11 protein-coding genes are annotated in these 15,247 nt (G+C 47.6%); 7 read left to right on the top strand and 4 right to left on the bottom strand.

What is annotated here, in order from left to right; genetic code table 11:
* Nucleotides 1–130: 130 nt before the first annotated feature.
* Both AAC978_RS01355 and AAC978_RS01350 read right to left on the bottom strand, forming a co-directional pair.
* A complete protein-coding gene (locus AAC978_RS01355; RefSeq protein WP_341546165.1) occupies nucleotides 131–2,773 on the bottom strand; it encodes a cell wall-binding repeat-containing protein in 2,643 nt (880 codons plus the stop codon).
* A 492-nt stretch (nucleotides 2,774–3,265) separates the two neighbouring features.
* On the bottom strand, nucleotides 3,266–4,897 hold the full coding sequence (locus tag AAC978_RS01350) for an N-acetylmuramoyl-L-alanine amidase (RefSeq protein WP_341546164.1): 1,632 nt from the start codon (nucleotides 4,895–4,897) through the stop codon (nucleotides 3,266–3,268).
* A 449-nt stretch (nucleotides 4,898–5,346) separates the two neighbouring features.
* Here AAC978_RS01350 and AAC978_RS01345 point away from each other — a divergent pair, with 449 nt between their 5' ends.
* Nucleotides 5,347–7,407 carry a cell wall-binding repeat-containing protein gene (locus AAC978_RS01345; protein WP_341546163.1) on the top strand — a complete coding sequence of 687 codons (2,061 nt, stop codon included), beginning with the start codon at nucleotides 5,347–5,349 and terminating at the stop codon, nucleotides 7,405–7,407.
* Between the two features lie 70 nt (nucleotides 7,408–7,477).
* Here AAC978_RS01345 and AAC978_RS01340 read toward each other — a convergent pair whose 3' ends face one another.
* A complete protein-coding gene (locus AAC978_RS01340) occupies nucleotides 7,478–7,741 on the bottom strand; it encodes a type II toxin-antitoxin system RelE family toxin (RefSeq protein WP_341546162.1) in 264 nt (87 codons plus the stop codon).
* On the bottom strand, nucleotides 7,738–7,959 hold the full coding sequence (relB, locus tag AAC978_RS01335; RefSeq protein ID WP_341546161.1) for a type II toxin-antitoxin system RelB family antitoxin: 222 nt from the start codon (nucleotides 7,957–7,959) through the stop codon (nucleotides 7,738–7,740). Before relB ends, AAC978_RS01340 begins: the two co-directional genes overlap by 4 nt.
* A gap of 260 nt (nucleotides 7,960–8,219) precedes the next feature.
* On the opposite strand from relB, the gene AAC978_RS01330 reads away from it, so the two are divergent.
* From AAC978_RS01330 to AAC978_RS01305, 6 genes are all read left to right on the top strand, one after another.
* Nucleotides 8,220–9,332, top strand: coding sequence for a DegT/DnrJ/EryC1/StrS family aminotransferase (locus AAC978_RS01330; RefSeq protein WP_341546160.1), 1,113 nt, complete (start codon nucleotides 8,220–8,222; stop codon nucleotides 9,330–9,332).
* 112 nt (nucleotides 9,333–9,444) lie between these two features.
* Nucleotides 9,445–10,776 (top strand): O-antigen ligase family protein, encoded by a 1,332-nt coding sequence (locus tag AAC978_RS01325; RefSeq protein WP_341546159.1) that lies wholly within the window; start codon nucleotides 9,445–9,447, stop codon nucleotides 10,774–10,776.
* On the top strand, nucleotides 10,773–12,131 hold the full coding sequence (locus AAC978_RS01320; RefSeq protein WP_341546158.1) for a glycosyltransferase family 4 protein: 1,359 nt from the start codon (nucleotides 10,773–10,775) through the stop codon (nucleotides 12,129–12,131). The genes AAC978_RS01325 and AAC978_RS01320 overlap by 4 nt, the downstream gene beginning before the upstream one ends.
* 70 nt (nucleotides 12,132–12,201) lie before the next feature.
* Nucleotides 12,202–12,402 carry a hypothetical protein gene (locus tag AAC978_RS01315; protein WP_341546157.1) on the top strand — a complete coding sequence of 67 codons (201 nt, stop codon included), beginning with the start codon at nucleotides 12,202–12,204 and terminating at the stop codon, nucleotides 12,400–12,402.
* Nucleotides 12,403–12,524: 122 nt separating this feature from the next.
* Nucleotides 12,525–13,787 carry a glycosyltransferase gene (locus tag AAC978_RS01310; protein WP_341546156.1) on the top strand — a complete coding sequence of 421 codons (1,263 nt, stop codon included), beginning with the start codon at nucleotides 12,525–12,527 and terminating at the stop codon, nucleotides 13,785–13,787.
* Complete coding sequence (locus AAC978_RS01305) at nucleotides 13,787–15,196, top strand: flippase (protein ID WP_341546155.1); 1,410 nt, start codon at nucleotides 13,787–13,789, stop codon at nucleotides 15,194–15,196. The genes AAC978_RS01310 and AAC978_RS01305 overlap by 1 nt, the downstream gene beginning before the upstream one ends.
* Nucleotides 15,197–15,247 lie beyond the last annotated feature (51 nt).

Here is a 15,247-nt window from a genome sequence, read left to right as displayed (position 1 = left end):
AAATTCTTCACTAAGGCAATTTGACAAATAACCGAATAAATAGAAGGACTTTGGCACAGAATCCTGCACCAAAGTCCAGCCATTTGCTAATCTTTTATAGCTGACCTTAAGTCAGTCCTTAAAGATTAAATTAGATATCTACTCCAACTGATTTACTAGCAACGATTTTACCATCATTATCCAAAATTTTGAATACGATAGTTCCATTATCGCCTGTTTGTGTTGTGAAGGAGCTAGCATCGCCAGGATTCGAAACTCCACCAATTGTACCAACGCCAGTAATCACCAAGGTTCCAACAACAGCACTATCATTATTGGTGCCATCGCTGTCCTTATCAATGTAGAACTCAGCGTTAGTAGTATCAAAACGGAGCTCCTGTGCTGCAGCTTTGTTCAGTGTAATACCAGTAACGATAGGATGGCTACCGGTTCCGGCTGCAGTGTAGTTCAGCACGGACTTATAATCATAAGTCTTGCCATAATTTGAAGTAGCAGGAGTTTTCAAGGAGACACTCTTAATGGTATAGCCTTGGTTTATCACGGTAACTTTAACAGTATACAGTTTGCCGGAATTGTCCTTAACCTTGACTGTTGCTGTACCTGTTTCAGTTCCTGCTTTGATAACAAGTCTGTCATTACCATCTGCATCAGTAACGATAGCAGTGTCAGTAGAATCCAGAACACCTGATTTTGATTCAATGACATCTGTAGCAAAAGTAAAGCTCAGAGTGTCATTGCCTAGGAATATGTTACCAGCATTAAAGTTGGCAACTTGATAAACTAGATATTGATCATCAGCAATGTCAATTGTTGTGTCTGTGCTGAAATTGCTCTTTTCAAGAGTAGCAGCCAAAGCAGCATTCATGGTAGCAAGCTTTTGAGTGGTATCAACTTTGTACATTTCAAAGGTCTTTTTGTTAATAGCTGTGTCAGTTGATACAGTTACAACGAATGTACCGATTTTAATTCCATCAGCAAAGAATGTAACTGTAGAGTTTCCAGATGCTTTTGGGGTTGCAAGAGTAACAGTGAATGCTCCAGAAGCAAGAGTCTCGGTAGCAGCATCTAAGACAACTTCATTTGAAACATCTGCTGTAAGGACTGAACCCTTATCTGGGTCTCCGTATTGGTCAAGCACGGTTGCTACTAAATCAACATCTGTAGAAGTTTTCAAGGATGTAACAACTGCACCGTCAGAAGCCTGCTTAACCTGAATACTCTTAGCTTCACGGGAATCATTTACAACAGTGAAGGTAACAGCTTTGGTTGTATTTCCATAAGCGATGGTTATGGTAGCTGTGCCAGGTGTCTGAGCGGTAATCGTATTATTCAACTTCGATATTACACCGGCATCAGAAGTTTTAATTGAGAATTCACTACCTGTGTAGGTAATATCTTCTTTGGCAGTACCGGCGGTTACTGTAATCTCCTCGAAGGTAGCAGTTTCACCGACAACTAATTTTGTGCTCTTCATTTGAGCAGTGGCAGAACCAAGGCTGGCATTGGTGAGTGTGTAATCGGAAATTCCGGTAGCAGCAAGATTCAGATTCTTAACTGTGATCTTAGCAACATCGGAAATAACAACATCCGAACCTTTGGTTAAGGTCAATTGTACATAGTAGTCGTCCAATGCAATGCTATCCTCTAAGAGGCCAGTAGTTGCATCAGCAAAGATAGCTGATCCTGTAGGACTGGATTTGGTAGTGCCAGCGGTGAATTCCAGATCCCAGCCCTGAGCGTTTATAGCTTCGACTGTGACTTTTTTACCGTTGACAGTAAATGCGACATATTGATTCTTTGTGTCGTTATCATAGTTTTTCTCTTCAACAGCAGCTTTGACTACATTGCCAAGCTCGCCGGTGAGTGAATTAATAACAGAATCGGATACAACACCCGTTCCGCCGAGAGCAACAACCATGCCTAGCTTGTCTTTAATGCCTGCGCCAGCAGGAACACTAGTGCCGTTAGTCAGAAGAATAGCGGCATCATTTTGAGCTGCCAGGGAAGAAGCTGCAAGAGCGTCAACCATGGATAAGCCGTTTGCAACATAAACTTTGTCAAAGTTGTAGGAAAGTCCTTCTACGACAGATTTGTTGGTAGCATAACGATCTGCACCGCCAAGACGGGTAGCGCCGCTGTAGTCTTTAACGACGCCGGATCCGCCTACTAAGTAGGTTTTGTCGCCAACAAGCTTGGAAGCTGGTACTGTGCCATCGGCATTAGCGAGCACGATAGCATAGTCTTCAGCTGCAGCATAGGAAGCTACGGAAAGAGCATCGGGAATAGCATTGTAACCAACAACGAAAGTGCCTGCAGGCTTACTTAATTTAGTATTGATTTTATCAGCAGTGGCCCAACGGTCAGCACCAGCAAGTTTCTCAACAGAAACGCCATCAATAGCATCTACTTCAGCAGCAACTGCATCGGAAATAGCACCGATAACATAAACTTTGCCTGCTTTCAAGTCAGCGATTCTGGTTTTCACGCCTGCATCTAACTTGCCTTTAAAGGTTAAAAGAACTGGGGCATTTTCTTGACCTGCTAGTGGAGCAGCAGCAAGAGAGTCAACGAGATTGGCTTGATCAGCAGGAGCCAAGATTACTGTATTAGCAGAATCCCAACCTTCGTCTGCGATAGCAAGGGCAGTACCGATACGATCTGTACCTGCGAGTCTGTCAGTGTCTGCATTAGCAGCAAAAATGCTAGCTGGAGCCATGGACAGTACCATACCGGCGATAGCTAAGGAGGCTAAAGCCTTTTTTGTCTTTTTCATGTAGTGAATTTCTCCTCTCATTTACGTGGTAACGTTTTTGTGTCTTCCGAAGTCACGGTCACATATGTGTTTTTCTTAATTAAGAAAGCAACCTATTTACCGTACCTCTCACCTGCGATGATCAGTGGTCGTCACTCACCCCCTTAATATAAGCCGCAAATCTTTAGACATTGCGCAATATCTAAAGGCATCCCACCCTTTAACGGGGGCGTCCCCCCTAGAAGGCTTACGCCTCTCGGGTGGCTTACCCTTTAGACAAAGTTAATGAAGAAACCCTAAACAGGTTCTACACTCGTATAACTATTCGATGCGGAAAACAATATTCCTGCAATCTCTCAGAAATTTTCACAAGAAATAATTGGGAGATTTACATCCTACGAGTTGCATAGATTAGTTTACCTAATTATCAAGGTTTTTTCTAGACCTTTTGTAAATTTTTTTATTAACTTTTTCTTAATTACCATGCTTATGTCCATTAATGTTGGGTATTTGCTAATAACCCCGGTAAATTAGAATGCCTCGGTAGATCCCTAGAGCTGCTTTTTGTTGAAATTCTGGACTAATGATCAACTTTTCTTCCTGAGGATTTGAAATAAAGCCTAGTTCCACAAGAATAGCCGGCATCGTGGTATTTTTAATCACATAAAAGTTGGCCGTCTTGACTTTGCGGTCCTGGAGCTCCACTTGCTTGATCACTTCTTGCTGAACTGCAGTAGCCAGTTTTCTTCCCTCTTCACCTCTGGGATTAGCCGCGGAAATATACGTTGTCACTCCCCCTGCCTCCGGATTGGAAAAAGCATCGTTGTGTATAGAGACGTAAACATCAGCCTCAATCTGATTCGCAATTTTGACCCGAGTTTGTAAATCTTTTAATTCTACATAGCTTGCGCCGGAGGGCGGGGTATCCCCGGTGCGGGTCATCACAACTTTGGCTCCCGCTTGGCGGAGTAGATTCGTCAGATTTAACCCCACAGGCAGGGTCGAGTTCTTCTCATAGGAACCGCTAGCCCCCACTGCTCCTACATCTTTACCCCCATGGCCAGGGTCCACAACTATGGTGAGACCGGCTAGGAGATAGGGCGGTTGAATCGTGCCGGCGACGATACCTTTGACTCGGTCGGAGAGTATGACTTCCCCGCCAATCATGGTGACCAAGAGCTGATTCACGGTGGCATTGCCCATGGCGGAATAGGTGATGGCCGGTAGTCCGGCATGACTGGACATAAATAGGTAGGCATTCTGTTTGACGGCTAAGGCGCCGGTGACTAAGGCATCGGGGAAATTCTCCCCGGTGACAAGGAAAGCCCGTTGCTCCTCGGGAGCGTCGGACGGGTCCGTCCCGAACTCCTCTTGGGTGAACCAAAAGGCTTGGGCAGCGGTCTCGTAGCGGTCTTGGCCGCTTAGCCGCGTCATTCCGGTTAATCCTTCTAAGGTAATGGGGGCAATGACTCCCTCTCCTCCGACCACGATAGTCCGGGTCACGGCTTCTGCCTCCTCATTGAGCTGGTATGCGCCCAACGCTTCTAACTTATGCCGAGTGACAGCGGGAAGTTCTTGAGCTTTCGTGAGCAAGATGGGGGTCTCGGTGATACCGGCATAGGGTCCGATGGCTAGGGCATCGGGGAAATTCTCGCCACTGGTGAGGACCACCTGGCCATTGCCTCCTAGGTGCTCAGCGACTAGGGCGGCGGTCTCATAGCGATCCGCTCCGCCGATGCGTTCCCAGGTCAGTCCAGCGGTTTCCAGAGCCTTGCTGATGGGTGTCCCCATGACACCGGCACCTCCCAGTAAGATCACATGCTGAGCCTTGAGTCGTTTAATTTCCTCTAGCACTTCATGGTCCAAGCCCTTAGAACCGGTCAGAAGAATGGGGGCATCATAGCGCTTGGAAAGAGGGACGGAGACTAAGGAGTCCGGGAAGGCATCTCCGCGGGCTAGGAGAACGGTCTGAGCTTCGCCCCAGCCTGCCTGGGAAATCTTTAAAGCTGTCTCAATGCGCGTTGCTCCGTAGAGGCGATCTACATCTGCTGTTAGAGGAGCTGCTGCAACCGGTGCTTGACCTAATAGCCAAAGACTAAAGGAAGCGGCGAGGAGAGCGCTCCATTTTTTTGGTGGTAGCCACACGGAAAACCCTCCTTGATCGTTGTAAACCTTTTGGTACTTTGCATGTTTCGACGGGATATTACTGAATCCTTTTGGGAATCTTGACCATTTGCTGGGCAAGCGATGGTCAGTTCGTCCCCTTTGCGGTTGCCGAGGACTGTGAATCCTTACATAGTAATAGACTGACAAGGATCACCTTTTCTTCCTCTTAATATGTTAAAAATTTATTAACTCTTGTTATTCTCCTTTATTTTGTAAAGGGTTTCTTTGCTTTTTAGCGAAGTATTCGCAGAGACAACAGAGAACCGTGTCAGATTTAACGGACAGTGTTAGTCTAAAACCAAGAACACTTCTTAATTATGATTATGTTCTTTATTGTGTTCCTAATTATGTACGTATGTAGGGCGGCCTAAATGTCGGTCGCCCTATTAGCAACCCTAGTATCAATGAATAACAAAAAGGAGAGAAAAATGAAGAAAACTATAAAAATTGCCGTTGTGACTTTGACAGCCTTCACCCTTTTATTCACAAACTCGGGCATAATGCCTTTGGTGCCTCAAGCTGTTCAGGCCGAAACTTCTATAACTCAACCTTTGCGCTTAGCGGGGACCTCTCGCTACGATACGGCGATCCAAGTCTCCCAAGGGGGATGGGATTACGCTGAGTCCGTTGTCTTGGCTCGCGGGGATGATTTTCCCGATGCTTTAGCCGGGGTGGTGCTGACCACGAGTGTGAATGCTCCCTTGCTATTAACAGAAACTAAGCAGCTAACTGCTGGAGTGTTAGAGGAAATTAAGCGACTGGAGGCCTCGACAGTTTACATCTTAGGCAGTCGGGGGGCTGTCTCAGAAGCAGTGGAAAATACTCTGATCAGTGAAGGATTGACCGTGGAACGTCTCGAGGGAACGGACCGCTATATTACGGCCAGTGAGATCGCTAAGGTCGCTGTACCTCAAACCGAAAAGGCCTTCTTGGCTTTGGGCACGGATTTCCCCGATGCTTTGAGCATTTCCTCTTATGCTGCTGCTCAAGGAATTCCTCTGCTTTTGACTGAGAAGAAAAAGGTCCCTGAGGTTACGTTGGAAACCCTGCAAAGCTTGGGAGTCAAAGAGGTGACCCTGATTGGTGGCGAGGGGGTTATTCTCCCTGAGGTAAAGACTCAGTTAGAAGAATTGAGCTTCAGTGTGGATCGTTTAGCCGGAACCGATCGCTATGGAACCAATCTGGAAATCCTCAATAGCTTAAGCTTTAATAATGAAGCGATTTATGTCGCTACGGGCACAAAATTCCCGGATGCCCTGGCCGGAGCTGCCTTAGCCGCTAAGAACAATAACCCGATTGTTTTGGTCCCGCAAAAGGATCTTAAGGAAGCGAGCATGGATTATCTGGGTGCACGTCGGGAGGAAAGTGCACACTTTATCCTGCTGGGTGGCTGGGGAGTGATTAGCTACGGTATGGAGAGCATTATTCGCACGGGCAATTTGCATCCGAAGATTTCTCTGCAATACTGGGATGGTTATGCCAAATACGAAACCTATCTCAATCAACTTGCCATGATCCCCAATCGTGCTACGGATTATGTGGACTATGTCTCCCCCAACTGGCGCTCCTCCATCGGTGCGGACGGGACCCTGAAGTTGGTTTGGGAGGAGGGCTCTAGTAATTATCTTCAGCTCACCAATATGGCTCACGGCTTAGGGATGAAGGTTCTGCCTCTGATCAACGGCAGTGGCGCTTCCATCAACACTCTGCTAAAAAGTCCTGCTGCTCAAGAAAAAATGATCGGCGAGATTGTGAAGTTGATTGAAGACACCCGTTCTGATGGGGTGGTCATCGATTTTGAGACTCCTTTGGATTATGGCGATGCTAAGGACCCTAATGATGGGGTGAGAAATGATTTAACTGCCTTTATGGAATCTCTTTACGCTGAGTTAAAGCCCATGAATAAGATTGTGGTCATGACTGTGATGCCTCGAATGTCCTCCAGTCAGTACTGGCTAGATGCCTTTGATTATGAAGCGCTCTCTAATGTGGTGGATTATATGCATGTGATGACCTATGATCATCACTACCGGACCTCCGCTCCGGGGGCCATCGCTCCTTATCCTTGGATCAAACAGGTTCTTACCTATGTAAAGGATCAAGGGGTGGATATGAGCAAGGTCATGATGGGACTACCCTACTACGGACGGGATTGGGTGGTCACCGGCAAGGATGCCAGCGGCAATCCCACTTATAATTCCACTGCCTTTGGCTATTCCAAGGCCATGGAGATCGCCCAAACTTATGGTGCCGAAATCACTTACGCTAAGTACCCTGGTAATGACCCTGTCGGTACCCCAACCTTTAAGTACACGGACGATAAGGGTGTCGAGCATACGGTATTTTTCGATGATTACACCAGTTGGAATGCCAAGCTAGGCGTAATCAATGAGTTTGGCCTGGCCGGTGTCGGTCCTTGGGCTATGGGCTGGGTGGATGAAGAAACCGCCGAGGGACTCTATCCCCTGCTCAATCAGCATCTGCGGTAGAACCAGTGCATAAAATCGGGAGTGTTGTCTACTACTTATATAGTAGACAACACTCCCTTTAGTACTAGCTTTAATATACTTCTCTTCGATGACCGACACTCACTATTAATATGATAACTTCACTGTCCTGTATCTCAGCAAGCAAACGATAATCGCCCACCCGATAACTCCATCTACTATCTAAATTGCCTTTAAGCGCTTTGCCATGGAGTCGGGGATTATCGCACCCCTCTAAATTCTTGCGTATCCAAGCCAGAATAAGAAGGGCAATCGGCCTATCCAGCTTTTTAATTTCCTTTTTGGCTCCATCAGTAAGGATGACGTGATACATCATCTTAATCCCAGTTCCTTTTCAACTTCCTCAAGGGAGTAGGTCACAGGATTTTTGTGATATTCGGCCATTGCTTTTTCATAAACTTCAAGATCATATTCATCTTCGATCTGCTGAAGAATTGCTTTCCTCATCACATCAGATACGCTTTGGTTTTTTAGTATTGCATAGCTCTTAATGAGTTCTGCTTCAGTCGGACTAAGCCGAATAGAAATTGTCATCGGGCAAACCACCTTTCGTTTGCAACATTCTTTTGTAATACATTGTATTGCAAAACTCCGTTTTTTGTCAACCACACGAACAGCAATTTAGCTGCAGTATTCTTCGCCTGCACTATGGAAGATCCTACACTACTTTTTTTACGGAAACAATGTACAGTCCTTGAAAAGTAATCTTATTCGTTGTACCCTTAAGTGTAGAATTTTAACCCATTAAATCGAATTAATTATAATACACTATGTGATGAAAGGACGAATTGACGATGTCTATTCCATTGTTAGATTTGAAAGCCCAATATCTTGCGATTAAAGAGGAAATTGACCAGGCCGTTTTAGGGGTTCTGGATTCAAGTAAATTTATCTTCGGCCCTGAGATGAAAACCTTTGAAGAGGAAATCGCTGCCTACTGCGGTACGAAGCATGCCGTGGCCGTGGGCAATGGTACAGATGCTTTAGTGATTGTTTTAAAGGCTTGTGGAATCGGCCCCGGGGATGAAGTGATCACCAGTCCTTTTACGTTCTTTGCTTCTGCGGAGAGCATTGCCCAGGTGGGGGCAACACCGGTGTTTGTGGAGATTGATCCTCAGACCCTGAATATGGACGTGGCCCAGCTGGAAGGTAAGATCACGGCGAAGACCAAAGGGATTATTCCAGTACATATTTTTGGCCAAATGGCGGATATGGATCCCATCTTAGGGCTAGCTAAGAAGTACAATTTAAAAGTGATTGAGGATGCAGCCCAAGCGATAGGGGCAGAATATAAAGGACATAAAGCCGGCTTCTTGGGGGATGCGGGAACCTTTAGCTTTTTCCCGACCAAAAACTTGGGCGGCTACGGGGACGGCGGTATGATTGTCACCAATGATGATGCATTGGCAGAGGCAGCTCGCGTCCTGCGCTTCCACGGTTGTAAGACGAAGTATTACCATGATGAGATCGGCTATAACAGCCGCCTTGATGAGCTGCAAGCAGCGATTCTGCGGGTGAAGCTGCGCTATATCGATGAGTGGAATCAGGCACGGGCTGATAAGGCTGCTTTCTATGATGAGCTATTAGCTCCTTTGGCCGCCGATGGCAAGGTTGTTTTGCCTTATCAAGAGGCTGGATTGAAGCATGTGTTCCATCTTTATGTACTGAGAACCCCAGAACGAGAAAAGCTCATGGCTGCTTTAACGGCCAAGGCCATCGCTAATGCTATTTATTATCCAGTTCCGTTGCACCTGCAAAAAGCCTTTGTGGATCTCGGTTATCAGGTAGGAGATTTCCCGCTCGCTGAGGAAGCTTGCACCCAAGCTTTAGCTATCCCTTGCTATCCCGAATTAACTGATGGTCAGTTGCATGAGATTGTCCAGGTCATCCTTGAGGTCTTGGGTTAAGTTTAGTCGAGTCCATACTGGACCTAACCACCCTTTAATACTCATTGCCTAAAGGGGCAGGGAACCTAAGAGTGGTTAGTCCGGTGTTCTATATAGTACTGAGGAGGAATTTATGTTTTGGAATAATGGGCTGACTAAAGGCAACGATAGTCGTTTAATTGTTTTGCTCCTAGTGATGCTTTCGGCCATGCTGCTTCCTTCCTTTGAAATCCACCCAACGCTCCCGAACATTCGGGTCGATGAGTTGCTTTTATTTGGCGTCTTTGGTCTGAATATCTTGGCTTTCATCTTCAAAGGCTTTCGCTTTTCAGCGGATGCCCGGGAGGAGTTGCGTCTGCAGGGTTCGGCCTTGAAGCGGATTGTGCTCATTTTTAGCTGCCTGGTCCTTTCCTATGCTATCTCAAACTTTTACGGGGTCGTCATTCTCGGCGCCGGAGCATACGGTTTACGGGATGTGATGGAGCTGGTGACCTTTTTCAAATATTTCCTTGTGGTTACCTTAGTCCTCTCCATCAACTTTCGGGATGCTGAGTTTGCGGTCCTGAGTTATACCTTCTTAGGAGCATTAGGCTTCCTAATTCTATTCAGTTTTGCCCAAAGTCTGAACCTGTTTAATTTAAACGCTTGGTTTTCGCCCTTTTTTAATCCGAGCCACTGGGAAACCATGATTCTCGGCAACCCGGCGCGGGTCCTGGGAACCTTTGATAATCCCAATGTGTTCGGAACGTTCACGGTTATGACTTTAGCCTTTTTGGTGGCTCGCTATTACTTTGTGGAATCGAAGATATATTTTCCCTTCATTCTGCTGATTCTGATCGGGTTAGTAATAAAGGTCGAGTATTTGACCATCTCCCGCACCGCTTTGGCGGGAATCGGGATTGTTTTGACGATCTTAAGTGTTTGGGCTTTCTTCTATTATAGGAAAAGCAAAGGAATCCTACTGCGGATCGGGGCGTTGTTCCTCGTGACCATGTTGCTTTTTGCCACAGCCTCCGACGGCTTCTTCGTGCGTTTAACGGACGGCTTCAACTTCTCCACCAGCAACTCCTTCATCGGCCATGTGGAGCGTCTCGGGGCCGCGGTGGGGTCCATCTGGCAATCCCCGGTCCTCGGCTGGGGTACTCAAAAATACGCCATGACTACGGTGGTAGATAATGAGTATGCTCTTTTCACCCGCCGTTATGGGTTTGTGGGGCTGGCCATCTATCTGTGGTTCTTCATTCAGCCTTGGCTTTTCGCCCTGAAACGCTATCGTGTCGAAGCGGCCGGACGCATGAAGGAATACTTTGATGTAAAGACTTGGATTGGTATGTCTTATATTGCCCTGTTGCCGGCGGTTTTCCTCTATAATTTCATGGCCGGGGTGTTCTATAATCTTCAGCTCATGACGATCTTCTGCATCATTATCGGCTTGGTGTATAACACTGCGAGGGAAGAATATTGAAAATCTGCATCCTAACATCTGCCCATCCACCTTTGGATGGCCGCATCTTCTATAAGGAAGCCTGCTCTTTGCGAAGGGCAGGCTATGATGTCGTACTCATCGCCCCATATCCCCGCCAAGTGCAGGCGTGCGAAACGGGGTCAGGTCCCAGTTTTCATGAGACCGGGGTGCCTGAAATGAAAACTGTGGTCTCGGCGGGGTATCCGCTGGAAGAAATCGTGGAGGGGATTCGGATTCGCTATGTGCCTCCTTTCTCCTCGAGGCTCCAGCGGGTTCGCAATCTGCGGGCTATTTATCAGGCCGCAGTGGAGGAGCACGCCGATCTGTATCATTTTCATGATCCTGATCTGATCTGGACGGGATTAACCCTCCAAAAGAAGCTGGGCAAGCCGGTGATCTATGATGTCCATGAGTATTACGCCGACAGCCTAAAGACACGGTATTGGCTGCCCGCACCCTTGCGCAAAACAGCGGCGGCTGTATTCGAACGGCTGGAAAAAGGTGCCGCACGACGCTTTGCCGGAATCATGACGGTGAACCACCACATGGAGGGTTTATTTAAGCAGTACAATCCAGTGGGAGCCAGCTTGTTTAATTTTCCTCTGCAAGAGCAGTTCCAGTTTGAACGACCAAAATGCGAACTGGGGACATGCGAACTGGGGGCAGGTCCCAGTTTTCAAAAAGCTTCTGAGGAACTCACTGAAAGGGTCAATAAGGAAGCTCGGGAGGGCTTTGATAGCTCTGACTGTTCTGGCGTCTCCGTCGGCTCTGTAGCTCCGGTGATTCTGTATTTAGGGGGAATCAATCGCGAACGGGGCCTAGAAGTTATCCTAGAAGCTATGCCCCTCGTGCGCGAGAAGCATCCCGATGCGGTCTGTAAGCTAGTGGGACCACTGGAGTTGGGAGGAATCTCTGAGAAGTACCTCCCAATGGAAAGCTGGCTGGAAAAGGGCAATATCCAAGTCCTAGGGAAAGTCCCCTATAGCCAAGTCCCCGGCATCCTCAGAGACAGCCATATAGCACTTGTGCCCTTACTCCCGACCCTGAATTACACAAAAGCTATCCCCGTAAAGCTCATCGAATACATGGCAGCCGGGCTACCCGTAGTCGGCTCCCGTTTTGGCTACATAGAGCAGATTCTAAGCGAAGATAAATGCGGCCGCATTGCCGATCCCGGCGACCCCCAATCTTTAGCCCAAGAGATATGCACTCTCATCGATAACCCTGCTCAAACTCTAAAATATGCCCAGAACGGCTGGGACGCGTTCCACGAGAAGTACTCCTGGGAAAGCGAAGAAAAGAAGCTATTAGCGGTGTATGAGCAGATACTCGGGGGGCAGGAAAGAAAGTTCTAGCATTACTGAGGATGCAAGTCATCGATAGAACACGCGAGTAGCTAGAGGCGATTTATACGATGAAATTCGAATGAGGGTTTCGCGAAAGTCGCAAACCATGAATCAAGGGACCTGTCCCCGTTATTCACTTGAAAGAATACCCAAGGATTTTGATATACGGAAGAGAGCGACTTCAAAGCGAGCAGCTACCCGTTCTTCGCGAAAAGCTTGCAGCGGAGTCGGGTTGGAAACAGGACGTTTCCAACTGGCTATGAGGCAGGAGCCGATTTAGCCAGCGTCCCGACGGAGCGGAAAGCTTGAGCACTAGAACGGGTGCGCGCAGCTTTCTGAGCGAACGTGTATAGCAAAATCCTGGAGACACTCTCTAAAGCAGCCCCAAAGAAAGGACAATCTATGAACGTTCTAGTCATCTCCCACCTCTACCCGACGGCTGTCCAGCCTCTGAGTGGGATATTCGTCCAACAGCAAATCGAGGCCATCCACGCTCAAGGTGTCGAGGTCACCCTGGTGAATCCAACTCCTTGGTTTCCGCGTGCTCTTAAGGGGTTGGGGAAATGGGGAAAATACGCCCAGGTACCCGATCACGAGCTCCATCAGGGTATGGATATTTACCACCCGAGAGTTCTGGAGTTTCCCCGCGGCTATTTCTTTGCTCATTACCCCCTGACCTATCGCCTAGGGATGGGCAAGCTGATAGCACGACTTGTGCGTGATAAGAAACCTGACCTGATCCATGCTCATGTGGCTCATCCCGATGGTGCTGCCGCTGTGGCTTTGGGAAAACAATATAATCTACCTGTGGTGGTCACCATTCATGGACAGGATTTCGCTCATACCTTGAACCGCTCTCCTCGCTGCGCTGAGAGCGTCAAGGATACCCTACGCCAAGCTCGGCGCGTGGTTCTCGTCAGCGATAAATTGCGTGAGAATTATGGTCTGGAGCTGTGGGCCGATAGCCTCAGTAAGTATCGGGTGATTTATAATGGTGCAGAATTCGAGGACGTAGATGCAAAGGCGCAAGCGGAAGTGCAGAAGTCAGCTAGCTGCGAAAATGCGATTCACGATGAACAACGAGGGCCTGTGCTGTTGACGGTGGGTTTTTTGCGAGAACCTAAGGGACATGCTTATGTCTTAGAGGCTCTAGCTAATTCTCAACTCCTGCAGGATTATCCAAATTTACTCTACCGCATCGCCGGTGATGGAGCAGAACGACAAAACCTCGAAGCGCAGGTGAGGGCTTTAGGCCTAGAGAAGCATGTGGAATTTTTAGGGAGTCTCCCCCATCCCCAAGCTATGGCGGAGATGGCCCGGTGTGATATTTTCGTGATGCCGAGTTGGAACGAGGCTTTTGGTGTAGTTTATTTGGAAGCACTCTCTCAAGGGAAACCGATCATCGGTACGAAGGGGGAAGGGATTGCCCCTCTTATCCATCGGGAAGAGGTTGGCTTGACTGTCCGTCCCCGCAACGCTGAGGATATTCGCTTTGCCATTGAGAAACTATTAGGCAATCCTGACTTGACCCAAGAGATGGGCAAAAAAGGACAAATTTTGGTCCGGGAGAACTTTACTTGGTCTCATAATGCCCACCAGACCATCGCTTTATATCATGAGGTCTTAGCCGAAGGGAACCAAGGGTTAGGAGCTGAGCTAGTTTAATGGATACGCGTCTTATTGCAAAAAATGCGACAGCCTTGGGGGTCTCCAGCCTCCTTGCCAAATCCATCGCAGCAGTGCTGGGGATTTTTGTGACCCGCTACTTAGGTCCGGGGCCTTTTGGGGATTACTCGACAGCCTATGCTTATGTGGGTACCATTATCATTTTTGCCGAGCTGGGCATTAGCCAACTGATGGTTCAGGAAGGCTCTAAAAACGCGAAGGTACTGCCCCAATATTTTGGCAATACCCTCTTCGTGAAGACCCTTTTGTGCGCGTTATGTTACCTTGTCATGCTACTTTTTATGTTCCCCTATAATGCAACGGTGAAAGCTATGGTGATAGTTGTTGGGGTCGCCGTGTGCTTTAATGCTATCAACCAATCCATCTATAATTACTATCAAGCCGTGCAGAAAATTTATGTCGCTGCCTTTTATCAGTTCCTGACGACTCTGTTGATTGCCATCTTTACTATTTTTGTGCTGGTGGCCGGTTTAGGGGTAGTCTCCATCACCTTTACTCATTTGCTCGCTTATGTGATAACTACAGTCCTGCTTTATTTGGCTTTAAGAAAGGAAATTAAGCCTAGGGTGGAGTTGCCGACCATGCCTAACATGGTGATCCACGGTCTGCCCTTTGGGATTCATCGGATATTTTACAACGTTTTTACTCAGTTCAGCATCTTAGCCCTCTCTTGGTCTGCCACCAGTGAGGAAGTGGGGATTTTCTCGGCAGCCTACAAGTTGATCCTGATTCTGGTCTTTATCCCTAGTATGATGACCAGTGCTCTTTATCCTGTCCTTTATCAGCTGGGAGATTCCGACCGCAACCAGCATCAAGGGGTGATCGAAAAAGTGTTTAAGGCCCTCTCGGCAGTGGGTATCGCCGGCAGTACCTTGTTCTTCGTCTTAGCCGGTCCGCTGACAGAATGGCTTTATGATGGGAAGTTCAACGCCTCCATCCCTATCCTGATGATTGTCTGTTGGTTTTTAGCTCTGGAATGTATGAGTTTTTCTTTAGGGGATATCCTGACTACCACCGGTCGGCAAATGCAAAGAACGATTGTGCAGGGGCTTTCTCTAGCTCTTTTAGCAGGCTTGATCTTTGGCTTAAAGCCCTGGCTGGGATTATACAGCGCCGCCTACGGTATCATCATCGTGGAGATCTTCATCTTCTTAGCCTACTATGTGTTAATTCGCAAGAATGTCTATAAGATTCGCTTGTGGCGGCAGCTGCCTAGTACGATTATCTCGGCACTTTGCATGGCGGGGGTAGCTTGGCTACTGATCGACCTCCACCCTCTCCTCTCCGCTTCCGTGGCGGGCGTGGTATTCTGCTTAGTTATCGTTGCGATTGATAAGGATTTCCGCAAAATTAGTGCTTATGTGGTAAGACGGGTGCTGAGAAGATAGCGAGAACACAAAAAGTCCTTGCACTTCTTGTGTTTTGTGGGAGAATATCTG

The organism is Desulfitobacterium sp. THU1 (assembly GCF_038181555.1).
GTDB lineage: Bacteria > Bacillota > Desulfitobacteriia > Desulfitobacteriales > Desulfitobacteriaceae > Desulfitobacterium.
The sequence above is the reverse complement of the archived record's forward strand: the minus strand, read 5'-3'. Positions and strand labels throughout refer to the sequence as shown.